The organism is Glycomyces albidus (assembly GCF_009451885.1).
GTDB classification, from domain to species: domain Bacteria; phylum Actinomycetota; class Actinomycetes; order Mycobacteriales; family Micromonosporaceae; genus Glycomyces; species Glycomyces albidus.
Window position 1 is genome coordinate 90,374 of the sequence record NZ_WIAO01000007.1, and the last position, 23,364, is coordinate 113,737.

At 72.3% G+C, this 23,364-nt stretch carries 23 protein-coding genes and 1 pseudogene; 13 read left to right on the plus strand and 11 right to left on the minus strand.

Going from position 1 to position 23,364, the window contains the following annotated elements:
- Positions 1 to 15 precede the first annotated feature (15 nt).
- From GFD30_RS08265 to GFD30_RS08275, 3 genes are all read right to left on the minus strand, one after another.
- A complete protein-coding gene (locus tag GFD30_RS08265; protein ID WP_153024714.1) occupies positions 16 to 1,416 on the minus strand; it encodes an MFS transporter in 1,401 nt (466 codons plus the stop codon).
- A gap of 86 nt (positions 1,417 to 1,502) precedes the next feature.
- Positions 1,503 to 1,862 carry an ArsR/SmtB family transcription factor gene (locus tag GFD30_RS08270; RefSeq protein ID WP_153024715.1) on the minus strand — a complete coding sequence of 120 codons (360 nt, stop codon included), beginning with the start codon at positions 1,860 to 1,862 and terminating at the stop codon, positions 1,503 to 1,505.
- Between the two features lie 216 nt (positions 1,863 to 2,078).
- Entirely contained in the window at positions 2,079 to 2,894 is an 816-nt protein-coding gene (locus GFD30_RS08275; protein ID WP_153024716.1) for a helix-turn-helix domain-containing protein, read from the minus strand.
- A gap of 89 nt (positions 2,895 to 2,983) precedes the next feature.
- On the opposite strand from GFD30_RS08275, the gene GFD30_RS08280 reads away from it, so the two are divergent.
- Positions 2,984 to 4,255 carry a glycoside hydrolase family 27 protein gene (locus tag GFD30_RS08280; protein ID WP_227995954.1) on the plus strand — a complete coding sequence of 424 codons (1,272 nt, stop codon included), beginning with the start codon at positions 2,984 to 2,986 and terminating at the stop codon, positions 4,253 to 4,255.
- 61 nt (positions 4,256 to 4,316) lie between these two features.
- Here GFD30_RS08280 and GFD30_RS08285 read toward each other — a convergent pair whose 3' ends face one another.
- Positions 4,317 to 5,237 (minus strand): alpha/beta fold hydrolase, encoded by a 921-nt coding sequence (locus GFD30_RS08285; RefSeq protein WP_153024717.1) that lies wholly within the window; start codon positions 5,235 to 5,237, stop codon positions 4,317 to 4,319.
- A 183-nt stretch (positions 5,238 to 5,420) separates the two neighbouring features.
- Between GFD30_RS08285 and def the strand changes: the two genes are divergently transcribed.
- Positions 5,421 to 5,978, plus strand: coding sequence for a peptide deformylase (def, locus tag GFD30_RS08290; protein WP_153024718.1), 558 nt, complete (start codon positions 5,421 to 5,423; stop codon positions 5,976 to 5,978).
- 38 nt (positions 5,979 to 6,016) lie between these two features.
- Here the strand turns inward: def and GFD30_RS08295 are convergent, their stop codons facing one another.
- Positions 6,017 to 7,249: a Gfo/Idh/MocA family protein gene (locus GFD30_RS08295; RefSeq protein WP_227995955.1), complete on the minus strand. Its 1,233-nt coding sequence runs from the start codon at positions 7,247 to 7,249 to the stop codon at positions 6,017 to 6,019.
- Positions 7,250 to 7,363: 114 nt separating this feature from the next.
- On the opposite strand from GFD30_RS08295, the gene GFD30_RS08300 reads away from it, so the two are divergent.
- Together GFD30_RS08300 and GFD30_RS08305 are read left to right on the plus strand one after the other, a co-directional pair.
- A complete protein-coding gene (locus GFD30_RS08300) occupies positions 7,364 to 8,185 on the plus strand; it encodes a helix-turn-helix domain-containing protein (RefSeq protein ID WP_153024720.1) in 822 nt (273 codons plus the stop codon).
- 185 nt (positions 8,186 to 8,370) lie between these two features.
- Positions 8,371 to 9,057, plus strand: coding sequence for a hypothetical protein (locus GFD30_RS08305; RefSeq protein ID WP_153024721.1), 687 nt, complete (start codon positions 8,371 to 8,373; stop codon positions 9,055 to 9,057).
- Positions 9,058 to 9,195: 138 nt separating this feature from the next.
- On the opposite strand, the gene GFD30_RS08310 is transcribed toward GFD30_RS08305, so the two are convergent.
- A complete protein-coding gene (locus GFD30_RS08310) occupies positions 9,196 to 9,417 on the minus strand; it encodes a hypothetical protein (RefSeq protein ID WP_153024722.1) in 222 nt (73 codons plus the stop codon).
- A gap of 1,016 nt (positions 9,418 to 10,433) precedes the next feature.
- Here GFD30_RS08310 and GFD30_RS08315 point away from each other — a divergent pair.
- Both GFD30_RS08315 and GFD30_RS08320 read left to right on the plus strand, forming a co-directional pair.
- Complete coding sequence (locus GFD30_RS08315; protein ID WP_153024723.1) at positions 10,434 to 11,603, plus strand: sensor histidine kinase; 1,170 nt, start codon at positions 10,434 to 10,436, stop codon at positions 11,601 to 11,603.
- Positions 11,600 to 12,247, plus strand: a complete 648-nt coding sequence (locus GFD30_RS08320; RefSeq protein ID WP_322633068.1) for a response regulator transcription factor — start codon at positions 11,600 to 11,602, stop codon at positions 12,245 to 12,247. The genes GFD30_RS08315 and GFD30_RS08320 overlap by 4 nt, the downstream gene beginning before the upstream one ends.
- 128 nt (positions 12,248 to 12,375) lie before the next feature.
- On the opposite strand, the gene GFD30_RS08325 is transcribed toward GFD30_RS08320, so the two are convergent.
- Positions 12,376 to 12,999, minus strand: coding sequence for a TetR/AcrR family transcriptional regulator (locus GFD30_RS08325; protein WP_322633069.1), 624 nt, complete (start codon positions 12,997 to 12,999; stop codon positions 12,376 to 12,378).
- A gap of 124 nt (positions 13,000 to 13,123) precedes the next feature.
- On the opposite strand from GFD30_RS08325, the gene GFD30_RS08330 reads away from it, so the two are divergent.
- A complete protein-coding gene (locus tag GFD30_RS08330; RefSeq protein WP_153024724.1) occupies positions 13,124 to 14,101 on the plus strand; it encodes an SDR family NAD(P)-dependent oxidoreductase in 978 nt (325 codons plus the stop codon).
- Between the two features lie 159 nt (positions 14,102 to 14,260).
- Here the strand turns inward: GFD30_RS08330 and GFD30_RS08335 are convergent, their stop codons facing one another.
- The gene (locus GFD30_RS08335; RefSeq protein WP_153024725.1) at positions 14,261 to 14,677 is read right to left on the minus strand and encodes a tautomerase family protein; all 417 of its coding nucleotides are present in this window, start codon (positions 14,675 to 14,677) and stop codon (positions 14,261 to 14,263) included.
- A 155-nt stretch (positions 14,678 to 14,832) separates the two neighbouring features.
- Here GFD30_RS08335 and GFD30_RS08340 point away from each other — a divergent pair, with 155 nt between their 5' ends.
- On the plus strand, positions 14,833 to 15,849 hold the full coding sequence (locus GFD30_RS08340) for a sigma-70 family RNA polymerase sigma factor (RefSeq protein WP_153024726.1): 1,017 nt from the start codon (positions 14,833 to 14,835) through the stop codon (positions 15,847 to 15,849).
- A 120-nt stretch (positions 15,850 to 15,969) separates the two neighbouring features.
- On the opposite strand, the gene GFD30_RS27830 is transcribed toward GFD30_RS08340, so the two are convergent.
- Positions 15,970 to 16,848, minus strand: a complete 879-nt coding sequence (locus tag GFD30_RS27830) for a DUF2867 domain-containing protein (protein WP_322633070.1) — start codon at positions 16,846 to 16,848, stop codon at positions 15,970 to 15,972.
- Positions 16,849 to 16,899: 51 nt separating this feature from the next.
- Between GFD30_RS27830 and GFD30_RS08350 the strand changes: the two genes are divergently transcribed.
- On the plus strand, positions 16,900 to 17,472 hold the full coding sequence (locus GFD30_RS08350) for a TetR/AcrR family transcriptional regulator (protein ID WP_227995956.1): 573 nt from the start codon (positions 16,900 to 16,902) through the stop codon (positions 17,470 to 17,472).
- 60 nt (positions 17,473 to 17,532) lie between these two features.
- On the opposite strand, the pseudogene GFD30_RS08355 reads toward GFD30_RS08350, so the two are convergent.
- Positions 17,533 to 17,746: pseudogene (locus GFD30_RS08355) on the minus strand (AAA family ATPase); the annotation flags it as partial.
- Positions 17,745 to 18,626: a helix-turn-helix transcriptional regulator gene (locus GFD30_RS08360; protein ID WP_322633071.1), complete on the minus strand. Its 882-nt coding sequence runs from the start codon at positions 18,624 to 18,626 to the stop codon at positions 17,745 to 17,747. The gene GFD30_RS08360 and the pseudogene GFD30_RS08355, both read right to left, overlap by 2 nt.
- A 186-nt stretch (positions 18,627 to 18,812) precedes the next feature.
- On the opposite strand from GFD30_RS08360, the gene GFD30_RS08365 reads away from it, so the two are divergent.
- From GFD30_RS08365 to GFD30_RS08380, 4 genes are all read left to right on the plus strand, one after another.
- Entirely contained in the window at positions 18,813 to 19,829 is a 1,017-nt protein-coding gene (locus GFD30_RS08365) for a zinc-dependent alcohol dehydrogenase family protein (RefSeq protein WP_153024729.1), read from the plus strand.
- Positions 19,830 to 20,146: 317 nt separating this feature from the next.
- Positions 20,147 to 21,100 carry a carbohydrate ABC transporter permease gene (locus GFD30_RS08370; RefSeq protein ID WP_227995958.1) on the plus strand — a complete coding sequence of 318 codons (954 nt, stop codon included), beginning with the start codon at positions 20,147 to 20,149 and terminating at the stop codon, positions 21,098 to 21,100.
- 10 nt (positions 21,101 to 21,110) lie between these two features.
- Positions 21,111 to 21,926, plus strand: coding sequence for a carbohydrate ABC transporter permease (locus tag GFD30_RS08375; RefSeq protein ID WP_153024730.1), 816 nt, complete (start codon positions 21,111 to 21,113; stop codon positions 21,924 to 21,926).
- A gap of 106 nt (positions 21,927 to 22,032) precedes the next feature.
- Positions 22,033 to 23,352, plus strand: coding sequence for an ABC transporter substrate-binding protein (locus tag GFD30_RS08380; protein ID WP_194201892.1), 1,320 nt, complete (start codon positions 22,033 to 22,035; stop codon positions 23,350 to 23,352).
- Positions 23,353 to 23,364 lie beyond the last annotated feature (12 nt).

The following is a 23,364-nucleotide window of genomic DNA, read 5'->3' on the forward strand; positions in this document are numbered from 1 at the left end:
AGGTGCGCGCCTCGGTCACCGGCGCGCTCCGGCCGCGGCCGGATAACGCCGGTTCGCGTCGCAGGGCGCGTCGGATCCGGTCGCGGGCCAGTGCGCGTGCAGGCCGTCGATGACGAAGTCGTGCTCGTGGCGCCAGCCGCCCGGCGCGGGCCGGGCGCCGGCCAGGTGGGGGTCGTCGGGGTCCAACCGGGCGTGGACGTGCGGGACGGTGGCGGCGTCCCGCTTCGGCCAGCAGACGAGCCCGGTGATCGCGGCGGCCCCGGCGAGGACGGCGAGCACGGTCGCGGCCGAAGCCAGGTCCGCTTGGGCGGCAAGCCATCCCGCGGCGGGATAGGTGACGAGGAACCAGCCGTGCGAGAGCGAGAACTGGGCGGCGAAGGCCGCGGGCCGGTCGTTCGGGGCCGAGGAGGCCGCGACCACGCGTCCGGTCGGGGTCAGGATCGCACCGGTGGCGGCGCCGAGCAGCGACCACAGGGCGAGGAGCCCGGCCCACCCGAGGGTGCCCGTTGCGAGCGCCGCGGCGAGCGCGGCCTGGCCGGCCCCGAGCGCGAATGCGGCCGGGAGCATGACCTGCCGGTCCGTGAGGCGCTTCAGGAGCCGCGGCAGCAGCAGCGCGGCGGTCATCGAGCCGATGCCGAAGGCCCCCAACGCGACGGCGACGGCACCGCCGCCGCGACCGAGCCCGTCATGGACGAGGACGACCGTGTTGACGACGACCATCGCGGTCGCGGCGGCCACGGCCAGGTGCATCAGCAGCAGGGCCCGGAGCCGGGGCGTGGCGAGGTACAGCCGGAACCCGCGCGTGGTGGCGGCCCACCGTCCGCCGGCCCCCGGAGGCGGGGCGGGCTTCGGGAGGACCACCGAGACGACCAGGACCGCCGAGGCGAGGAACCCGATGGCGGTCCCGGTGAACAGCCACTGGTAGCCGACCAGGGCGAGGAGCACGGCCGCGACCGCGGGACTGCACAGGCTCTCCAGGTCGTACGCGAGCCGCGACAGCGACAGGGCCTTCGTGTAGTCGTCCTCGCGGGGGAGGACCTCCGGGATGGCCGCCTGGAACGTCGGCGTGAAGGCCGCCGACGCCGACTGGAGCACCAGGACGAGGACGTACACCTGCCAGACCTCGGTCACGAACGGCAGCGCCAGCGCGACCGCGGCGCGCGCGATGTCCATGGCGACGAGGAGGGTGCGGCGGGAGAGGCGTTCGGCGAGCGCCGTCGCGACGGGTCCGATGAGGAGGTAGGCGAGCATCTTGATCGCGAGGGCGGTGCCGAGCACGGCTCCGGCGTCGGCCCCGGCGAGGTCGTATGCGAGCAGGCTGAGCGCCACCGTCGCCAGGCCGGTGCCGACGAGGGCGATGGCCTGGGCGGCGAACAGGCGGCGGTAGGTGCGGTCGCGCAGTACGGAGAACGGCATGCGGTCCTCGGGCAGGGGACGGTGATGACCCCGCGACCGTAACATACATGTGCGCACCTGCGCACATGTCTAGCGTATTTCAGGTGTCAGCCGTGCCAGGGCTTGCCGCTGACCTGGTGGTCGGCGCGGCTCAACGCCTCGAGCACGAGACGGCGCAGGTGCCCGTCGGTCATCGAGTAGACCGCGCGCCGGCCCTCCCGGCGCGCCTGGACGAGCCCGGCGAGCCGCAGCTTCGCCAGGTGCTGGCTCACCGCCGTCCGCGCCGCCCCCGTCGCCGCGGCCAGCGCGGTCACGTCCGCCTCGCCTTCGGCCAGCACCCAAAGCAGGTGCAGCCGGGTCTGATCGGCCATCAAGGCGAAGACCCCCGCCGCGGCGGCGAGCTGCTCGGCATTGGGCGCGACATGATGCAAGCCGTCTGCAGGAGCCGGTTCTTCGCGTTCGGGCATGCGGCAATCCTACGTGCGCACCCGCGCACGACGCCCTGCCCGGACCCGGGCCGCGCCCGCCGGCTCTGCCGGTCCGGGGCCCGCGCGGACGGTCGCTCTCCAGCCCGTTCGCCCTCGCCGCGTTGCCGAACGACCCGGCCGCCACGGGGAGCCGGGTCGCCCGCCTTGCGGGCGAACGGACTCGGAGCCCCCTCGCCCTGGTTCACCCGACCGGCCCTAGTCTCCGCTCGCTCGCAGCGAGGCGCGGTACTGGCCGGGGCTCGTGCCGGCGAGCTTCGCGAACTGGGCGTAGAAGGTGCTGCCGGAACCGAAGCCGGCCGCGTACCCGACCGCGGAGCAGTCGAGGTCGGTGGTGGCCAGGAGCCGCTGCGCCTCGGCCACGCGCCGGCGCAGCAGGAAGTCGCCGATGGTCATGCTCCAGGTCCGCCGGAACAGCGTCATCGCGTACTCGGTGTTCAGATGGGCCACCGCCGCGACGTCCGACGCGGTGATCGGGTCGCGGAACCGTTCCATGATGAACGCCGCCATCTCGAGCGGACGCGAGCTCGGGCCGGTGCCGGACGGCCGCGCCCGCGCCGCGCGCAGGGTCCGGCGCATCAGGGCCTGCACCTCCAACAGGGCGGCGTCCGCGTCGCGGCCGGCGAAGTCCTGCTCCCAGCGCCGCCACACCCGGCTCGCATCCACATCGGACGGCAAGGCCGCGAGGGCCGGCCGGCCCTCCAGGAGGGAGCGCATGTCGGCCGCGGGCAGGTCCCACGCCAGCACCGCCGAGAGCGGGACGTGCACCCAGCAGACCTCGGCCGGCGCACCGGCGGGCGCCAGCAGCCGGTGCGGCAGGCTCGCCCAGAACACCGCCGACTGGCCCTGCTCGACGCGGACGCGGCGCTCGCCCATCAGGTACTCGATCGCCCCGCTGGTGACGACGTTCAACTCGATGTCGTCGTGGCTGTGCGGGCGGGCCATCTCCGGGGCGGTCCCCTGGGCGACCCAGATCCCGGCGGGCGCGAGCTCCACCACCGCTTCGTACTTCACGAGGGGCGATGCTAGCCGAACAAAGGATCCCGGAGGAACGGCCAAGCGGGCCGGATTCGCATCCGCCCGGCCGCGGATACGGTGGTGCCATGACGTCGACTTCCGCGAGAAAGCACGCTGCGCAGCGCCCGCCCATGGGATGGAACAGCTGGGACTGCTTCGGCGGCTCGGTGACCGAGGACCAGGTCATCGCCAACGCCGAGTTCATGGCCGCCGAGCTCAAGCCCTACGGCTGGGACACCATCGTCGTCGACATCCAGTGGTACGAGCCGAACCCAGGGGCGCACGGGTACAACCCGGTCGCCGACCCGGTGCTCGACGCCTGGGGACGGCAGCTCCCGGCGCCGAACCGGTTCCCCTCGGCATCGGACGGGTCGTTCAAGGCCCTCGCCGACCGCGTGCACGCGCTGGGCCTGCGGTTCGGCGTGCACATGATGCGGGGCATCCCGAAGAAGGCCGTCGAACTGGACCTCCCGGTGCTCGGGGCCGACACGACGGCGTCGCGGATCGCCGACCGCGGCAACGCGTGCACCTGGAACCCGGACAACTTCGGGATCGACCACGCCGCGCCCGGCGCGCAGGCCTACTACGACTCGCAGGTCGCGCAGTTCGCCGACTGGGGCGTCGACTTCGTCAAGCTCGACGACGTCCTCCACCCGCCGACGCAGAGCGCCGACATCGCCGCGTACTCGCGCGCGATCGACCGGTGCGGGCGGCCGATCGTGCTGAGCCTGTCCCCCGGGAAGGCCCTGTCCTTCGCGCACCTCGACGAGCTCCGGCGGCACTCGGAGATGTGGCGGATCTCCGACGACCTCTGGGACGACTGGAGCGCGCTGCTGGAGATGTTCCAGCGGGCGGCGCGCTGGGCGCCGCATCAGGTGCCGGGCGCCTGGGGCGACGCCGACATGCTGCCGCTCGGGCGCATCGGCATCAGCGCGCACGTCGGCGAGGACCGGCTCTCGCGGTTGACGCTCGAGGAGCAGCGCACGATGCTGACGCTCTGGTGCATGATGCGGTCGCCGCTGATGTTCGGCGGGCACCTCCCGGACACGCCGGCCGACACGCTCGAGCTGCTCCGCAATCCCGAGGTCCTCGCGCTGCTGTCGAGCCGGAGCAGCCGCGAGATCGTCCGCGACCACTCGCTGGTGGTCTGGACCGCCGACCTGGGCGACGCGCAGGCGTGCGCGGTCTTCTGGCTCGGGGACGAACCGGCCGACCTCGACGTCCACCTCGCCGACCTCGGCGAGGCGCGCCCCGACCGCGTCCGCGACCTCTGGAGCGGCACCGACATCCAGGTCGAGGACGCGCGGGTCCGCCTCCGGGTCCCGGCCCACGGCACCCGGCTGTTCCGGTTGGGATAGCCGGCGTTCACGGCCGGAGCACGGCGGCCCGGGCCGGGCGCCGACCGTGCTCCGGCCGGTTTCACCGGTGCAGCAGGTCGCCGCAGAACGCGGTGACGGCCCGGTCGACCGTTCGCGGGCGCTCCCAGGGCATGAAGTGGCCGGCGCCCTTGACCCAGAACGGGCCGACCGCCGCGGGGAAGGCGATCGCGGCCTTCTCCTCGATGTGGTCGCCGACGGTCACCTGGTCCTCGCCGATGAGCAGGAGCGCCGGCTGCGCCACCGGGCGGTCGATCATCTCGGGGGCCGACAGCGGCCGGGTGCCCATGACGACCTCGTAGTCGGCGAACGAGGCGCGCAGTCGGGCCGCGTCGCCGTACGGCTCGGTGAGGAACGCCAGGTCGTCCTCGTCGAACGCGTCGGGCGGGCACCACATGCGGTGGCCGTAGAACTCGCCGACGTAGCGGCGGCGCCGTTCGGGGGTGTCGAGCTCGGCGACCAGCGCATCGGCGTGGCGGCCCTGGCGCCGCTGGTAGTCGTAGACGGCGGGCTTGGGCCTGCCCGGCGGGATGCCGGCCGCGGTGAACGCCTCGCCGAGGTCGGGCATGGAGTCGTCGAGGATCACGAGGCGGTCGACCCGGTCGGGGTGGCGGTTGGCCATGTCGATGGCGATCATCGCGCCGAGGTCGTGCGCGGCGACGACGGCGCGGTCCCAGCCGAGGGCGTCGAACAGGCCGACGAGGTCGGTGTTGAACGCGTTGAAGTCGTAGTAGCCGTCGGGCGCGAAGTCCGAGTCGCCGTAGCCGCGCAGATCGGGCGCGGCGACGTCGAATCCCGCTGCGGCCAGCGGTGCGAGGTTGTGCGACCAGATCCGGCTCGTGCACGGGAAGCCGTGGACCAGCAGCAGCGGCACGCCGCCGTGCCCGAGGCGGCGCACGGCGAGTCGGTGCCCGCCGTCGACGGGGACCATGACCGGTTCGATGATTTCAGCGGGAAGCACCACGCCGCCAGGTCTACACCATGCCGCGCCCCGGCCGGAACCTGGCACCGGTGAAGCCGCGCCTCCGCTCAGCGGGTGCCGGTCGGGCCGGTGACGCTGCGGCCGGGTCGCCGGCTCCCGCCCGCCGACCGGCCGGCGAGTCGGCGTTCTAAGCTGGTGCCGCCGACTGGAAGGGGTTGCGTGTTCATGCCGCTGGAGGAACTGATCGCGTCGGGGACGCCGAGGCCCATCACCAGGTGGGGCGCTCCGGTCCTGCACCGGCCCAGCGAGCCGGTCACCGAGTTCGGGCCCGAGCTGTGGAACCTGCTGTGCGACATGTTCGCCACGAACGCCGCGGCCGACGGCGCGGGCCTGGCCGCCCCGCAGATCGGCGTCGACCTCGCCGTCTTCGTCTACGACTGCCACGACATCTGGGGCCGGCGCCACCAGGGCCTGGTCTGCAACCCGCGCATCGAACTCGCCGCCTCGCCGGTGGAGGAGGACATGCTGGAAGGCTGCCTGTCCCTCCCCGGCGCGTACCTGCCCGTCTCGCGCCCGGACTTCGCGGTCTGCCACGGGCAGGACCAGTTCGGGCAGCCGATCACGGTCAAGGGGACCGGCGTCCTCGGCCGCTGCCTCCAGCACGAGACCGATCACCTCAACGGCGTCGTCATGGAAGACCACCTCACGGCGGCCGAACGCCGAGACCTGCGGCGCCAGCACCGCAAGGCCGCCAAGCGGTACCCGGACACCTGGCCCGCCTGACGCCTGCGGGACCGGCCCGCGGTCTCGGCGCCGGGCCGCTAGAGCGCCTCTGAAGCGAGGGCCGGGGCCGGCGCGACGCCCGGCGCGTCGCCGAAGTCGTCGATCCGGAGGCGCTCGCCGCCGCGCAGCGCGGACTCGTGGGCCACGATGCCCGGGAGGGTGTACCGCGCCGCCACCCAGGCGTTGACGCTCGGGAGCCGCTGCTCGTTCACGGCGGTCACGAAGTCGTGCACGAGGAGCTGGTGGCTGCCCATGTGCCCGTTGCCGAGCCCCTTGAACTCGACCGGGAGCCCGGACGTGTCGTGCACGGGCGCGTGCCCGGAGATGAAGGAGTCGTGCAGCTTCGGGTCCACATTGGCCAGCACGGGGTCGTCGGCGCCGCTCGCCCAGCCGGGCCTCACCAGGTCGGAGCAGTCCTGCAGCGGACCGGACCGCTCGTGCCACAGCGTCGACCGGGCGCCCTGCTCGAGGATCGCCTCGGTGCCGTAGAAGGTGAACCGCGACTCGGGGACCCCGCCGGCGAGGCCGACGCGGCGGAACTCGTTGGTCCGCATGCTGCCGCCGTCCGCCGTCTCGAACAGCGCGGTGGCGTTGGAGAAGTCGTTGGCGAACATGCTCACGGCCTTGTCGAAGACGCCGTCGCCGCGCCGATCGGGCACCCCGATGGCGCTGACGCTGACGGCGTGGGTGTTCCACGCGCCGAGCACGCCGCCGATGGCGTGGGTCGGGTACTTCATCGGCGGGAAGCTGGCGGTGCGCTTCCAGTCGGTGCCGCCGCTGTACTGGTAGGCGGCGTAGAACCCGTGGTCCATGTCGTGCACGTAGTCGCCCTCGGCGTAGAAGAGCCGGCCGAACGCGCCTTCGCCGGCCTTCTGCCGGGCGAGCACGGTGGTGGGGTTGTAGTAGCTGGTCTCGCCCATCATGTAGGTCAGACCGGTCTCCTTGACGGCGTCGATGATCTCGCCGATCTCTTCGACGGTGAACGCCATCGGCACCGCGGAGTAGACGTGCTTGCCCGCGCGCAGCGCCGCCACCACGAGCGGCCCGTGGGTCCACCGCTGCGTGAAGATCGCGACGGCGTCCGCATCGGAGGCGAGCATCGCGTCGAAGCCGTCCTCCGCCCCGGCCAGGCCGAGCTCGCCGACCAGGTTCGCGGCGCGCTCGGGGAGCAGATCGGTGACGGTGACGCGCGAGACCCCTGGGTGGGCGTTGAACAGCTTCGCGAACGCGCCGGCGAACTGCCCGGCGCCGACGATACCGAGAGAGAACAAGAAGACTCCTTGAGACATGCGATCAGCGATCGGATCGCGACCGGTGCCGGCCGCTGGGCCATCACCGTATAAGTTCTGATCGGAGAATTCTTCATTGAAAAGAGCGAGTGTCTCTTGGATCCTCAGATCGAGATCGCCCCGACGGCGCTGGTGGGGTGGGCCGGGCGCCCCATCCTCATGGACACCGCGCATCAGCACGACGACCTGGAGATCAACTTCGTCGCCGAGGGCGGCTCGATGCTCTACCTGTTCGGCGGCGAGCCGGTCGAGATCGGGCCGGGGTCGGTCGCCGCGTTCTGGGCCGCCGTCCCGCACCAGCTCGTCGCGAACGCCGCGACGCGGGCGCACTGGGTCCACGTGCCGTTCGCGACCTTCCTCGGCTGGGGCCTGCCGACGGCGCTCGTCGGCCGCCTGCTGTCGGGGATGCCCCTCATCGCACCGCCTTCGGCCGCAATGGAATCCGACACCGCGAGCTTCACCCGGTGGGCCGCCGACCTGGACAGCGCCCAACCCGAGCGCCGCCGCATCCTGCTGCTGGAGGTCGAGGCGCGGGTCCGCCGCCTCGCGCTGGACGCACCGCAGGAGCCGGACCGCCAGTACACCGGGGGCGATCCGGCGCTGCGCCACGCCGTCGCCATGGTCCGGCACATCGCCCGGCACTTCCGGGAGCCGCTGACGGTCGCCGACGTCGCGGGCGCGGCGCGGCTCCACCCGAATTACGCGATGACGCACTTCCGCAGGATCGTGCGCACGACGATCTGGGAGTACCTCACCAGGTGCCGTCTCGCGGAGGGCCGCCGCCTGCTCATCACGACCGATCTGCCGATCGCGGACGTGGCGGCCGAATCGGGCTTCAGCTCGGTCAGCCGCTTCTACAGCGCCTTCAAGCGCGAATGCGGCCTGCCGCCGGCGGCCTACCGCCGCCTGCACCGGTAGCGCCGCTCGACGCCGCCTGTCCGAGAACGCCCGCGCCGGCGTACCGCGGCACCCGCGGTCCGCAATCGTCCTCGGCCGGCGGCGACATCGCCCGTGATCCCCGGATCGCCTGAGGCCGGTGGCGAGGCGGGGCACCCCTGGAGCCGCCGTTCGCCGTTCGAGCCGGACTCGGGTTGAATCACGGCATGAGCGTTCACTCCTTCCACCTCGCGGCGATGCCCCTTCACACGGCCACCGGTGCCCTGCTGCGTCCGCCTTCGGCGCCGGGGCTGCGGCACATCGAAGTCCTCGCCGGGATGGAACTGGGCGCACCGGTGGTGTCGCCGAGCCGCATGCAGATCCGACGCCTCGCCGTGTTCGCGGAGTGGGCCGACGAGGCCGCGCTCGAGGAGTACCTCGCGCAGCGGCCCTTCGGCCGCCGGCTCGCCGCCGGATGGCATGTGCGGCTCGAGTTCCTGCGCCGCTGGGGCACGGTGCGGGAACTGGCGCACCTCCCCGTCGAAGCCGAGCGCACGGATCCCGGTGCACCGGTCGTCGCGGTGACGCTCGCCCGGGTCCGCCTGCCCGAGCTGCCGCGCTTCATCCGCTGGGGCAGACCGGTCGAACGCCAGGTCCGGGACCACCCCGAGACGACGCTCGCGCTCGCGGCGATGCGCCCGCCCCGGTCCGTCGCCACGTTCTCGGTCTGGACCAGCGCCCGCGCGATGACGGGCATGGTCTTCGGACGCGGCGACGGCGACACCGCGCGCCGCCACAGCGACGCGATGAAGGAGCGGGACCGGAGGGACTTCCACCACGAGTTCACCACGCTCCGGTTCCGGCCGCTGTCCGAACACGGCTCGTGGGACGGAAGGTCGAACATCATCCCCTGACGCGACCGGACGAGCCCGAACCGATCGTCCGAACCCGTCCCGGCCCTCATCCGGCCGAACGGCCGCATCCGCGGTCCGGCAGGCCGCGTAGAGGATCCGCCCGCAGCCGGTCTCCGCAGCGAGCCCGCCGCACGCGGATCAGCCCTCGCCGCAGACGGCGCACGCGCTGCGCCGCCGCCGGTGGTAGGCCATCGCCGCGGTGAACAGGGCCGCCCCCCACAGCACCCAGAGCGTCTCGGGCAGTTCGAGCGGCCACGTGCTCGCCGTGACACCGCCCCTGGCGGCCACCATCCTGATGTACATCCCGCCGGCCGATGCGACCAGGACCGCGACGAGCGTCGCCGGGACGACCGCGAGCATCGGCGGAACCGCTTGCCGCGCAGGCCGATCATCCAGCGCGGGAACACTTCGCCCCACCGCTGGATCAGCCCGAGCGTCAGCACCGCGCCGCCGGCGCCGAGCGTCGCCAGTGCGGCGCCGGCCAGCCACAGCCCGTACTCGCGTCCCTCCCGGTAGAACGCCGGATCGATGCCGAGACTGAAACCGAGCGCCCAGGCCCAGCGGGTCACGCAGTACAGCAGCGGGATCGCGAACGCGACCCATGCAGCCGGGCGGCCCCACCGCTGCAGCGCCCCCGACCGGTCCTCGCCGTTGCGACCGCAGTGGACGCACGCGCCGGTGACCTTGCGCCGGTATGCGACCGCGGTCAGCGCCCAGGCCACCCCGGCGAGCAGCAGCATGAGGAGGTTGAGCCGTTCGGGGTGGTAGAGCTCGGCGAACCCCGCGTTCTCAGGCCAGCCGAAGAGCGGCTTGGTGACGAGCAGGACCGGCGTGTACGCCACGACGATCAGCGTGCGGTAGTCCTGGACGGCCACCGTGAGCCCCAAGGCGACCGCCCACCCGTAGGTGGGCAGGAGCGCGTGAAGCGGCCCGGTCCGGACGCCGCGGGCCATGAGCACCCCCGCGGCGGCGCCGAGTGCGCCGAGCGCCGCGATGACGGGTCCGGCCGCCTCCGGCGTCGCGAGGCCCAGCAGCGAGACCTTGAACGCGAACGCGGGCTCGGCCATGAGTTCTTCGTCGCCCGTTCCGAACGGGAAGCCCGCACCCCCGAGCGCCCAGTAGACCCCGAGCGCACCGTACAGGAACGACCATGCTCCGGTCGCGTATCCGATCCACTGATGCCAGTGCCGCCAGGTGCTGACGGCCGTACCGATTGCCGTTTCGTTTGCCATACAACGATCCTCGGGCGAACCGGCGGACGCGCACAGGTGCCGATCGGCGGGTTCGGCCCCGCCGCGGCGGCTCGGATGGGCCGAACGGCACATGCGCGGGCCGAACCGCGGACCGTCCCGGTCGACCGTCCTAGGCTTGCGCCCATGAGTTCTGCTCGGGTGCTGGTCGCGGTGTGCGGCGCGCTCGCCCTCGGCTACGGGGCGGTGTGGTCGCCTCCCCGGCCCGCGGCGCACCTGCTCGGAGCGGTCACGGCCGGCCTCGTGCTCGTCGCACTGGCCGCCTGGTGGCCGCGGCTGCGCGGTTTCGCCGCGGCCGGCGCCCTCGTCGCGGCGTCGGGGTCCCTCGCCGCGACCTGGCTCGTGCGCGACGCCTTCCCGGGCGGCCGTGCCGAACCGGCTGCGGCGACGTCCGTCTGGGTCTTCGCGGAGGCGGCCGCGCTGACGGTGCTGGTCTACCTCGCGGTCCGCTGGGCGCGAAGCGCTGCGGGAATGGCCGTCGCGGTCGCGCCGGCGCTGGCGGCGGCACTGCTCTGGCAGCGGTTCGGGCTGGGCGGGGGCCTGTCGGGGGCCGCGATGGTGAGCGCGGTCTGGCTCCTGCCCGGTGCCGGGGCGGCGATCACGGCGGGATATCTGCGGTTCCTGGCGGCCGCGCGCGGCCGCGCCGTCGCCGAGGCCCGGAGGCGCCAGCGCCTCGATCTCGCGAACGACCTGCACGACTTCGTCGCCCACGACATCAGCGAGATCATCGCGCAGGCCCAGGCGGGCCGCATCGTCTTCGCCGACGGTCGGCCCGAGCTCGCGGCACTGCTGGAGCGCATCGAGACCGCGGGCGTGCGGGCCCTCGGGTCGATGGACCGTACCCTCGCGCTGCTGCATGATCCCGGCGAGGCGTCCCGCAACCCCGTCGGCGGGGTGGACGATCTCGCGACGCTCGTGGCGAGGTTCAACGACGGCGACGGCCCGCGGGCCGAACTCGCCCTGCGGCTCGATGCGCCGGTGCCCCGCGAGGCGGGTGCGGTCGTCCACCGCGCGGTCACCGAGGCGCTCACCAACGTCCGCCGCCACGCGCCCACCGCGACCGTCGTCGCCGTCAGTCTGTCCGAAGCGGACGGGATGCTGGTGCTCGCCGTGGAGGACGACGGCCGCGGAGCCCCGGCCCGTCCGCGGACCTCGTCGGGCCTGGGCCTGGCCGGGATGGCCGAACGGGCCGAGGGCCTGGGCGGCCGCCTCACCGCCGGCCCCCGCGAGCCCGCCGGTTGGCGGACCGAGCTGCGTCTCCCGTTGCAGCCGAACCCGAAGGAGGCACCCCTGTGACCATCAGAGTCCTCGTGGCGGACGACCAGGGCGGCATCCGCGACGCCTTCCGCATGGTGATCGACGCGCAGCCGGACATGAGGGTGGTCGCGGAGGCGGCCGACGGGGCGAGCGCCCTCGCCCAGGCCGAGCTCCTCCGCCCCGACGTGGTGCTCGCCGACATCCGCATGCCCGTCATGGACGGCCTCGAGCTGACCCGGCGCCTGGCGGGCCCGGATGCGGCCGACCCCCTGAAGGTGGTCGTGGTGACCACCTTCGACCTCGACGAGTACGTCTACACCGCATTGCGCGAGGGCGCCTGCGGGTACCTGCTCAAACGCTCGGGCCCGATGCTCGTCGTCGAGGCCGTCCGCGCCGCCGTCGCCGGCGACGCCCTCATCAGCCCGCAGATCACCGTCAAGCTGCTGCACAAGTTGGTGCCGAGCAGGCCCGCGACCGCTTCCGGTGAGCCGCTGAGCGAACGCGAGCTCGAGGTGGCCCGCCTGGTCGCCCGCGGCCGCACCAACGCCGAGATCGCCGCCGAGCTGTTCATCAGCGCCGGGACGGTGAAGAACCACCTGGCCAACGTGCAGCGCCGCCTGGGGGTCCGCAACCGCGTCGAGATCGCCGCCTGGGCCTGGTCCACCGGCCAGGTGAGCGACTGAGGGGAGCCCTGCGCGGCACGGTTCCCCGCCGCGCCGGCCGCCGGCCTCGCGGGCTTCCGCGCGGCGCCGGAATGGACTGAAGCGCGCCTGAGACGACGGTCGAACCGGCGAGCCCCCGCCGGCCCGCGTCAGTCCGATTCGGCGCCGAGGGCGTCGACGGTGTGCAGCGCGATGGCGGCGGCCCGCCGCATCGCCTCCGAAACGGCTTCCGGCCCTTCACCGTTCTCGAGACTCGCGATGGCGGCGGCGCACACGGCGCCCACGACGGCGCCGACGACGCCTGCGGCGGTCACCCGGTCCAGCGTCTCCGGGTAGGCGCCGCGCAGGGCTTCGGCGATGCGTGCCTGCGCGGTGAAGACCGCGCGCAGGACCCGGGCCTGGACCGCGGGGGAGTCGACCATGAGCCGGGCCCGCAAGGCGGCCATGCCGTTCGGCAGGTCCCCGGAGGCGGTGTCGGCGATCATCGCGTGCACCGCTTCGGCGAGGACCTCGCGCAGCGGCGCCTGCGGCGCCTGCTCGCCGATCACCCGCAGGGCCAGCTCGACCCGCGCGGGCCCGTCGCTCAGGAGCACGTCCTCTTTGGTGGCGAAGTGCAGGAAGAACGTCCGCTTGGTGACATCGGCGGCCTCGGCGACGTCGGCCACGCTCGTCGCGTCGTACCCTCGCTCGCCGAACAGCCTGGCGGCCGTCTCGATCAGGGCCCGCCTGGTCTGCTGCTTCTTGCGCTCGCGGCGCCCGGGTTCCTCCACCACGCCCCGAGCATAATGCATCCGGATCATGAATACACCTGGTATAGTAATATTCTCGGTATATCAGTATTCTGGGTGTACTGAGTTGCGCCGTCCAAGGCGCGACATCGAGAGGGAGGCCGCCGCAATGGGCGAACTGACAGGGCGAACGGTGCTGGTGACCGGTGCCGGCAGAGGGATCGGACGGGCGGAGGCGCTGCACCTCGCCTCGCTCGGCGCAAACGTCGTCGTGAACGACCCGGGCGTGGCCATCGACGGCCGCGGCGGCGACGAACGGGTCGCCGAAGCAGTGGTGGAGGAGATCCACGCGCTCGGCGGCCGGGCGGTCGCCGACATCGGCAGCGTCACCGACTGGGACGCGGCCGCCCGCATGGTCGAGCGGGCAGTCGACGCGTTCGGCGACCTGCACGCGGTGGTCAACAACGCCGCCACCGAGGTCAACAAGGGTCTGGAGCGGCTCACCGAGGCCGAGTTCGACGATGTGGTGGCCGTGAAGCTCAAGGGCACGTTCGCGGTGAGCCACTGGGCCGCCGCGCACTGGCGGCGGCGCACCGATGCGGGCGAGAACGCCGATCGCGCCATCGTGAACACCGCCTCGGGATCGGGGCTGTACAACCCGCTGCCGGGCCAGTCGAACTACGCGGCGGCCAACGCCGCGGTCGCCGCCATGACCACGGTGCACGCACTCGAGCTGGGGCGCTTGGGTGTCCGCGTCAACTGCATCGTCCCGTCCATGGTCCGCACCCGGCTGACCCTGGCCGTGCCGGGCATGGACCAGTCCCCGCCGGCCGGCGGACCCGACCCGAAGGACCCCGCCGTCGTCGCGCCGCTGGTGTCCTATCTGGTCAGTGACGGCTGCCCGCTCACCGGGCAGGTCATGTCGGTGCGCGGCGGCACCGTGAGCACCTGCCGCGGATGGACGCTCGGCGAGCGGGTCCGCAAGGACGGCGAACCGTGGACGGTGCCCGAGTTGGCGCGGGAACTGGAGGCCCTGCCGATCGAGGACCCGTTCGAGCGGCTCGCGGCCGCCCTCGGCACCGCCCTCGGCGCACAGGGACGCGAAGCGCTGGAGGCGATGATCAGCGCGGAACTCGACCGGCTCTGAAAGGCCGGCCGCCCGCGCGCGGCCGGGTCCGTTCGGGCGCACGGCGGTTCGGGCGGCCGTGTCTTCGTGTCTATTGGGCCGCATTGCCGGAGTCGCACGACTGCGTCGAGCCGCGATCCGGTGGCGCACCTCCAGTGCGCCACCGGATCGCGGCATCGGCTACCGCTCGTTCAGGCGCTTGACCGCCTCGACGACGGCCGGGTCGTCGGACTGGAGCCGGCCCTGGAATCCCGCGTGCTGCAGCGGGTAGTGGTTCATGAGGATCAGCGTCTCCTCGGTGTTGGCGATGCCGCGGTAGGCGACCTCGATCGCGTCGTTGATCCGCTTGGTCATCGTCCGGCTGGCGTCCTCGTCGGCGAGCTCGGGCGCTTCGAGGAAGCACACCGGCCGCATCGGCTCGTCGCCGTAGAGGCGCCCGTCGAAGGCGACGTCGTCGCCGGAGTACTCGCGGAGCCAGACCTGGATGTCCGGACGCATGCGGTACGCCTCCTCGATGGCGTCGGTGACCTCGCTCATCAACTGCTGCTTGGCTTCGTGGCCGATGCCCTTCGGCGCTTCGATGAAGAACTGCGGCATTGGGAACTCCTGGTTCTGTTCTCGAGCGATCTCGGACGTCGCCCGCTGCCCAGTACTGATACGAGGGCCGGTGAAAACTCATCGCGGATCGCCGATGAGTTTTCACCGGCCGGGGGATCTGTACTGGTGAGGAAACGACGAAGGGGGCACCGGTCATGGAGACCGTTCTGGCGAGGCCTGAGGCGGGGGAGTTCGCGCGGCTCACCGACCCGTACCGGCGCGAGCTGCTGGTGCACTGCTACCGGATGCTCGGGTCGGTCCACGACGCGGAGGACCTGGTCCAGGAGACGTACCTGCGCGCCTGGCGCGCGTTCGACCGGTTCGAGGGCCGGTCGTCGCTGCGGACCTGGCTGTACCGGATCGCGACGCACGCGTGCCTGCGCGCGCTGGAGAACCGCGGCCGCCGCCCGATGCCGTCGGGCCTCGGCGGACCCAGCGGCGATCCCGAGGGCGCCTTGGAGGCGCCGCCCCGCGAGGTGACGTGGCTGCAGCCGATCCCGGACGCGCTGCTGTCGGCCGATCCGGCGCAGATCGCGACGTCCCGCGAGGGCACCCGCCTCGCGTTCGCCGCGGCGCTCCAGCACCTGCCCGCCCGCCAGCGCGCCGTGCTGATCCTGCGCGACGTGCTCGGCTGGCGCGCCTCCGAGGTCGCCGAGCTGCTCGACACCTCGACGGCCGCGGTCAACAGCGCGCTCCAGCGGGCCCGCGCCCAGCTCGAACAGGCCGGCCTGGCCGAGGACACCCTGGTCGAGCCGTCCGACCCTGAGCGGCGGGAACTGCTGGACAGGTTCGTCGCGGCCTTCGAGAACGGCGACGCGGCGGCGCTCACCAGGATCCTGCGCGACGACGCGGTGCTGGAGATGCCGCCGTTCACGGCCTGGTTCGCCGGCCGTGACGCCATCGCCCGGTTCATGGCGTCGCAGGGGTTCGCCGCCTGCGGCGGCGCCCCGATGATCCCGACCGCCGCGAACGGACAGCCCGCGCTCGCCTCGTATGAGCGCCACGGGGACGGCGTCCGCCGCGCCCACGGCATCCACGTGCTCACCTTGACCGACTCGGGCATCGCCCGCATCCGGACGTTCCTCGACACGAGCCTGTTCGCGACGTTCGGGCTGCCGAGCAGCGTTCCCGATGCCGGCCGCGCCCGGACCGGACTGCTCACGCGCGTCTGAACCTCTGGCGCGGGATCGGCGGCTCGGGCGAGGGACGCCGGGGCCGCTGAGCCTCCCGCGCCCGGGACCGCCGGCGTGCGGAATGCTGCCGACGGCCGGGCCGCGCCGGACCGGAGGGGATCAGGAGCGCACGGACACCGCCCGAGCGCTGCCGACGCGGTGGACGGCGGACCGGAGCATGAAGCGCACGAAGACGCGGTGGAAGGGCTTGATGAGCGCGAATCGCTTCGGGCCCAGGCCGTTGCGGAACCGCACGACCGTCGACATGGTCAGCCGTCCCTCCTCCACGAGCACCGAGACCCGGAAGTCCATGTCCCGCAGCGACTCGCCGATCAGGGCCTCGTCGCCGGAGCGGTCGAGGAGCCCGAACGGCCGGTGGAAGAAGATCACCCGCGCCCACTCGTACGGATCGGTCGGCATCCCCGGCCGCAGGCGGATCCGGAACGAGTCGGCGTAGTCGACGCGGTCGAAGGCCCCGCGCGCGAGCACCGCGTCCCGGGGCGTCTCGACGGCCCGGGGCCGCTCGCTCATGACCGCGCGCAGCAGCCGCACCCAGGGTGAGCGCTTGGCGGGCCGGCGCACGGACCCGGTGGCGGCGCGTTCGGCGTTGTCGAGCAGATCCTCGATCAGGGCGTCGTGCAGCCACCGGATCGCCAACGGCCACAGGACGATCGCGGTTCCCTCCGTCCGTCCGCCCATGTCGTGCGCGAGCATGCAGGCGTCGGGGCCGTCCGGTGTCACCGAGAACTCGTGGAAGCCCGCCAGGCCGCTGCCCGGGCCGAACGCGAAGCGGACCCGGCGGCCCGGCTCGTACTCGTCGACACGGTAGCGGATCGAGGCGTGCCCGCCGTCCGCGCCGACGCCAAGGGGCCGGTCGAGGAGCAGCGGCCACCAGGCCGGGGTCGGCCAGAGCCGGTCGCCGGGACCGGCCAGACCGTCGATGAGGGCGCCGACGGCCGAGGCGGGGGCGTCGATCCGGCGCGAGTGCGTGTTCTCCACGGAAACCTCCATACGGTGGCGTATGGTTTTACCATACGCTAGCGTATGGACATGGTGCGCGCAAGCAATCGACTCACCGCCGACGACTGGGCCGACGCGGCGCTCGTGGCGCTGGAGGCCGGCGGCCTGGCCGCCGTCGCGGTCGAGCCCCTGGCGCGCGACCTCGGCGCCACGAAGGGCAGCTTCTACTGGCATTTCAAGAACCGCGAGGCCCTCATCGAAGCGGCGGTGCTCCGCTGGGAGCGCCGCGGCACCGAAGAGGTCATCGCCGCCATCGAGGACGCGCGCCTCGACGACCCGGTCGAACGGCTGCGCCGCCTGTTCGAGAAGGTGATCGAGCACGGGGCCACCCACCGGATCGAGACGGCGCTGGCGGCTTCGGCCGACCACCCGACGGTGGCCGCCGTCCTCGCGCGCGTGGGCAGGCGGCGCATCGAGTACGTCACCGCGCTGTTCGAGGCCGCCGGGTTCGCACCCGCACCGGCCCGCCATCGGGCCGTGATCTCCGTGAGCATGTACTACGGCATGACCCACCTCGCCGCCACCGCCGCCGAAGCCCTGCCGCGGACCCGCGAGGAACGCAAGGCACTGGTCGCCGCGGCCCTCGAAAGCCTGCTCGCCTAGCGAGCCGGTGCCGGCCGCCCGGCGACGTCACGTCTCACTGCTCGGTCCCGTCACCGACACGGTCGCGCGGTAGACGATGGCCTGGGCGATCGCCGACCTGCCTTCGGGCGAGCCGGGCCGCGCGTCCACGTCCCACGCGGCGGGGGCCTGCCGCACTGCGTTCGGGTCGGCGGTGCCGGTGTCCTCGTCGGCGATCCGGGTGAGGCGGGCGGGCGATGAAGCGCGCATCCTCGCCGCCGTCGGGCATGCGCGCGAGCCGGTACAGTGCCGCGTCAGTTCTCCGCGCCGGCCGGGTTCACGGGGGCGTCGGTGCCGGTCCAGCTCGCGAGGAGTCGGAGCCGCTCGTCGGAGGGCGAGGCCGGCTCGGCGGTGTAGACCAGGAGGGACAGTCCGGGTTCGGCGGTGAGTTCCAGTCCCTCGTAGACGAGGTCGAGTTCGCCGACGACCGGGTGGCGCACGATCTTGCCGCCGCTGCCGTGGATGCGCACGTTCCTTGCGGCCCAACGGGTCCGGAACTCCTCCGAGCGGGTGGACAGTTCGCCGATGAGGTCCTGGAGGCCCTTGTCGCGGGGGTCGCGCCCGGCCTCGGTGCGCAGGATCGCGACGCTCACCTCGGCCGCGTGGTCCCAGTCGGCGAAGAACCGCTGGGAGCGTTCGAGGTCGAGGAAGCAGAACCGGGCGAGGTTCGGGGTCCCCTCGGCGCCGTCGTACACGTCAGCGAACAGCGCGCGCCCGAGCCGGTTGGCGGCCAGGAGGTCGGTGCGGCCGTTGCGGACGACGGCCGGAGCGTCGATCGCGTCGAGCATCTGCGCCAGGCTCCGGCGCGGCGACCAGCGGTTGCTGCCGCGGCGGCGGGGACGCGTCTGCGGGGCGCGGCCGGCGGCCTTGGCCAGGTCGAACAGGTACGACCGTTCGGCCTCGTCGAGCCGGAGCGCGCGGGCGAGGGCGTCGAGGACCGCGTCGGAGGCCCCGGCGATGCCGCCGCGCTCCAGCCGTGCGTAGTACTCGACGCTGATGTTCGCCAGGACCGCCACTTCGGCGCGCCGCAGTCCGGGCACGCGCCGGTTGGCCCCGTAGGGCAGGCCCGCCTGCTCTGGAGTGAGTTTCGCGCGGCGCGACGTCAGGAACTCGCGCACTTCGTCCCGGTAGTCCACGCTCACGACGGTACGCCCCTCGCCGAGTTCGAGGGATGCCCTCCGAGTACACCCCTCAGCAGAGTGTTTTCCCAGGTCCGTGGGTGCGCTTTGATCGGTGGTGAGCGGGACGGCCCGGTGCCGGCCCGCACACGGCCAGGTCTCCGTCACCGCGCCTCAAGGCGCGCCGTTCAGGAAGTGCATCCCATGCGAGGAACGATCATCTACGCCCCCGGCGACATCCGCTCCGAGGAGCGCCCCGACGCGGCGGTCACCGCGCCGACCGACGCGGTCGTCCGCCTCAGCGCGACCTGCATCTGCGGCACCGACCTGTGGGCGTACCGCGGCATGGAGCCGATCGCCGAACCCCGGCCGATCGGCCACGAGTACGTCGGCGTCGTCGAACAGGTCGGCGACGGCGTGCGGAACGTCGAGGTCGGACAGTTCGTCGTCGGCTCCTTCGCGACCTCGGACAACACCTGCGAGATCTGCCGGGCCGGCTACCAGTCCCACTGCGTGCACCGGGAGTTCGTCGGCACCGCGCAGGCCGAGCTGCTGCGCGTGCCGAACGCGGACGGCACCCTCGTCGCCGTTCCCGGGCCGCCCGATCCCGACCTCGTCCCGCACCTGCTGGCCGCTTCGGACGTGCTCGGCACGGGCTGGTTCGCCGCCGACGCGGCCCAGGCCGGTCCCGGGAGGACCGTGGTCGTCGTCGGCGACGGCGCGGTCGGCCTGCTCGGCGTCCTGTCGGCGAAGCAGATGGGCGCCGAGCGCATCATCGTCATGTCCCGCAACGAGTCCCGCCAGAAGCTCGCCCTCGGCTTCGGCGCCACCGACATCGTCACCGAGCGCGGCGACGACGGCGTCGCGAGGATCAAGGAGCTCACCGGCGGGCTCGGCGCCCACTCCGTGATCGAAGCCGTCGGGACGCAGGAGTCGATGGCGCAGGCCGTCCGCTCCGCCCGCGTCGGCGGCCACGTCGGCTACGTCGGCATCTCCCACGGGGTCGAACTGTCCGGCCGGGAGCTGTTCTTCTCGGGCGTCCACCTCCACGGCGGCCCGGCCCCGGTCCGGCGGTACCTGCCGGACCTCGTCGACCGCATCTGGCGGCGCGAGATCGAGCCGGGCAAGGTCTTCGACCTGACCCTCCCGCTCGCCGACGTCGCCGAGGGCTACCGGGCCATGGACGAGCGCCGCGCCGTGAAAGTGCTCCTCCAGCCGTAGCGGCAACGGGTCGACGAGGACGAGGGGCCGCGTCCCCATCCTCGGCGCCGGACTCGCCGCGATGGGACTCCCATCGCGGCGAGGAACCCCCACGCGAATCGCGCCCCTTCTGTGAGCGCTAACGGAGGTCCGGCGACGAACGACCTCCGGTCGAGCGCCGGTCCGGCGTCAGTGCTGCACCACCTTCTGGCCTGAGCTGGGTCTCCGCCGCCTCGACCGTGAAGATCGAGAATCCATCGGGCATGTCTTGACTCGTGGTGACCGTGAGCGCTAACATTCATGCGCATCACTGCCCCCCACGTGACAGGCCAGGTGCCATGCGAACCCTTCCCGTTGCGGAGCCGCGCTCCGAGACCGAGACCGCCCGGCGAGCGGCCCCCCGAGCCGGCCGGCGGCGGAACCTGAGGACCGCGGTCGAGGCGTACGGCATGCTCGCGCCGAGCCTCATCGGCTTCGCGGTCTTCCTCATCGCGCCGATCGTCGTGGTCGTCGTCCTGAGCTTCTTCGACTGGAACCTGCTCTCCGATCCCGAGTTCATCGGCCTCGAGAACTACCGCGAGCTCGCGGGGGACGAGCGGGCGCTCCGGTCGATCGGCAACACGTTCTACTACGTGCTGCTCAACATCCCCGCCCAGACCGTGCTCGCCCTCCTGCTCGCGCTGGCGCTCAACGCGAAGATCAAGGCCCGCAACACCTTCCGCGTGCTGTACGTGCTGCCGTGGATGGCCATGCCGGTCGCGCTCGGCGTCATCTGGCGCTGGGTCTTCGACCCCGCCTACGGGGCGCTGAACCGCTTCCTGGACCTGTTCGGGATCGACGGCGCGGCCTGGCTGACCAGCTCCGCCTGGGCGATGCCCGTCATCGCCTCGGTCAACGTCTGGCAGTACACCGGCTACACGATGCTGTTCTTCCTCGCCGGTCTCCAGGCCATCCCCGCGCAGCTCTACGAGGCGGCCGATGTGGACGGCGCCTCGCCCGTGCACCGGTTCTTCGCGATCACGCTGCCGCTGCTGCGGCCGGCGATGCTGTTCGTGCTCATCACCAGCGTCATCGGCTCGTTCCAGGTCTTCGACACCATCCACGTGATGACCGCCGGAGGCCCGGCCGGCTCCACCGCGACGCTGAACTACCAGATCTACCTGGAGTCCTTCACCCAGCGCAACGCCGGCTACGCCTCGATGCTCGCGGTGATCCTCTTCGCGATCATCGCGCTCATCACCCTCACGCAGGCCGCCCTGTTCCGCAAGCGCACCGTCTACGACTTCAGCTAGGAGCACGCCGATGAAGAAGATCCCGCTCTACCTGGTGCTCGTGGCCGGCGCGCTGCTCTCGGTCGCGCCCTATCTCATGACCGTGAACGCCGCGTTCAAGTCCAAACAGGAGATCCTGACCTCGGAGCCGTGGGCGCCGCCGGCGAACCCGGTCCTCTCGAACTTCGCGGAGGTCTGGAGCCGCTACGACTTCGCGACCTTCGTCGTCAACTCGCTCGTCGTCGCCGTGGCCGTCACCGTCGGGCAGCTCGTGTTCTCCACCCTCGCCGCCTACGCGTTCGCGCGCCTCGACTTCCCCGGCCGCGACGCCCTGTTCTGGGCCTACATCGCGACCCTCATGGTCCCGCAGATCGTGACCCTCGTGCCCACGTTCATCATCGTGCGCGAGCTCGGCCTGGTCGACACCCACGTGGGGCTGATCCTCCCGTTCGTGTTCGGCTTCCTCATGCCCTACGGGGTGTTCCTGGTCCGCCAGTACTTCAAGACCATCCCCGCCTCCATCGAGGACGCGGCCCGCATCGACGGGGCCGGGACGTTCACGATCCTGTGGCGCGTCATGGTCCCCATGGCCAAGCCGATCCTCGGGACGCTCGCGATCATCAGCTTCGTCAACACCTGGAACAACCTCCTGTGGCCGCTGATCATCACCCACTCGGAGTCGACCAGGGTCATCACGCGCGGCATCGCGCAGATGCAGAGCCAGTTCAACCAGGAGTACCACCTCATCCTGGCCGCCTCCACCATGGCGCTGCTCCCGCTGGTCGCCGTCTTCCTGGTCTTCCAGCGCCACATCGTCCGCTCCATCGCCCTCAGCGGCATGAAGTGACGCCGGCACCCGGCGACCGGACCCGCAACCGATCCGGCAACCGACCTCGACCGACCTCTCAACCGACCTCTCAACCGACCTCTCAATGATGAGAAAGGCACGAAGGATGAACAAGACGCGCACGGCGGCCCTCGCCTCGCTCGCGCTCGCCCTCCCCGCACTCGCCGCCTGCGGCGGCGACGACGACGGAGCGGTGACCCTGCGCTACGCCTTCTGGGACGACAACCAGCGGCCCGCGCTGGAGGCCATGATCGCGGCCTTCAACGAGGACCACCCCGACATCGAGATCGAACTCGAGCAGAACCCGTGGGACGACTACTGGCCCGGCCTCGACAGCCGGTTCGCGGCCGAGGACGCGCCCGACGTCTTCTGGAACCACGTCTCCCGCTTCCCGACCTACGCCGACAACGGCGTCCTGCTGCCCCTCACCGACTACATCGAGGAAGACGGCCTCGACCCGTCGGTATACCCCGAGAACCTCTACGACTCATGGCGGTTCGAGGACGACCAGTACGGCCTGCCGAAGGACTGGGACTCCATCGCCCTCGTCTACCGCATCGACGCGCTCGAAGCCGCCGGGATCGACCCGGCCACCGTCGGCGACCTCGAATGGAACCCCGTCGACGGCGGCACCTACGTGGAGTTCCTGCAGAAGCTCACGATCGACGCGAACGGCAACAACGCCCTCAGCCCGGACTTCGATCCCGAGAACGTGGTCCAGTACGGAACCGCCATGGCCTCCTCCACCGGCCAGACCGACTGGTGGAACTACGCGGTCCAGAACGGCTGCTCGCTCCAGACGGAACCCTGGGGCGACTACGCCATCGACGCCCCCGAATGCGTCGAGGCCATCCAGTTCACCGCCGACCTCTACAACAAATGGGGCGTGGCCGTGCCCGCCGAGTCGACCAACCAGCCCAACGGCGGCGTCCCCGGCGACTACGTCGTCGCCGGCCAGGCCGCGACCGCGCTCGACGGCTCCTGGATGCTCAGCTTCTACCGCGACGGCCTCGAGCCGGGCACCTGGGCGGTCGCCGACAACCCGTCCGGACCCGTCGGCTCAGGCACCGTCATCAACGGCCTGTCCAACGCGGTCTACGCCGGCACCGACCACCCCGACGAGGCATGGGAGTTCGTCAAGTTCCTCGGCTCCGAGGAGGCGCAGGCCATCGCCACCGGCATGGGCTCCGTATGGCCGGGCGTGTCCTCCCTCAACCAGGACTTCGCCGACTACTGGGCCGGCGAGGGCATCGACGTGACCGGCTTCCAGACCGCCGCCGAGGGCACCACCATCGGCTACCCGCTGTCGATGAACGACGCCGCCTTCGGCACCGCGGCCCTCGACGAGTTCAATCAGGTCTGGCTGGGCCAGAAGGACGCCCAGGAAGCGGCGGAGGCGGTCGTCGAACTCGCCAACGCCGAATAGCAGCCGACTCGA